Origin of the sequence: Xanthomonas sp. SHU 166 (assembly GCF_000364685.1) — a bacterium.
In the GTDB taxonomy this organism is placed as follows: domain Bacteria; phylum Pseudomonadota; class Gammaproteobacteria; order Xanthomonadales; family Xanthomonadaceae; genus Xanthomonas_A; species Xanthomonas_A sontii.
In genome coordinates this window covers 1-757 of the sequence record NZ_AQOJ01000687.1, presented here as the reverse complement: position 1 = coordinate 757, position 757 = coordinate 1, and the positions used below count along the sequence as shown (strand labels likewise).

Annotated in this window: 1 protein-coding gene and 1 pseudogene; both read left to right on the top strand. The window is 74.4% G+C overall.

Going from position 1 to position 757, the window contains the following annotated elements; all coding sequences use genetic code 11:
- Positions 1-434 (top strand): annotated as a pseudogene (locus tag D180_RS16270) (DNA-3-methyladenine glycosylase 2 family protein); the annotation flags it as partial.
- Positions 431-757: MGMT family protein (locus D180_RS16265; RefSeq protein ID WP_017913630.1), on the top strand; the 327-nt coding region annotated here is incomplete at its 3' end. The pseudogene D180_RS16270 and the gene D180_RS16265, both read left to right, overlap by 4 nt.

Here is a 757-nt window from a genome sequence, read left to right as displayed (position 1 = left end):
CCGCGCGGCCCGGCCAGCCGCCGGGGCTGGACCGCGCCTTCCCGATCCCGCAGGCGCTGCGCGACGCGCCGCTGGAAGCCATCGGCCTGCCGCGCTCGCGTGCAGCGACGATCCGTGCGCTGGCGCAGGCGGTGCTGGACGGCCGTCTGTCGTTCCGTGCCGGCCAGCGCCTGGACGACTTCGTCGCCCACGCCATCACCTTGCCCGGCATCGGCGCCTGGACCGCGCAGTACATCGCCCTGCGCGCGCTCGGCCAGCCCGACGCCTTCCCCGCCGGCGACCTGGTGCTGCAACGCATGCTCGGCGAAGGGGGCGCACGCCTGAGCGAACGCGCCACCGAGGCGCGCGCGCAGGCCTGGCGTCCCTGGCGCGCCTACGCGGTGCTGCACCTGTGGCACCTGGCCAACGACCCTCCCGAGGAGACCCGCGCATGACCGCGTCCCCGCTGTCCTACGACCGTTTCGACACCCCGATCGGCATGCTCACCGTCGCTGTCGGCAGCGATGGCGTGCGTCACATCCTGTTTCCCGAGAACCGCTACGACGCCCGCGGCCGCGCCGACTGGGTGCACGATCCGGCTCCGGTGCGCGCCGCGCGCGAGCAGTTGCTGGCCTACTTCGCCGGCGAGCGCGAGCACTTCGACCTGCCGCTGGCGCCGCACGGCACCGACTTCCAGCGGCGGGTGTGGCTGGCGCTGGCCGAGATCCCGTTCGGCGCGACCTGGAGCTACGCGCAACTGGCGCAGCATGTGGGCCAG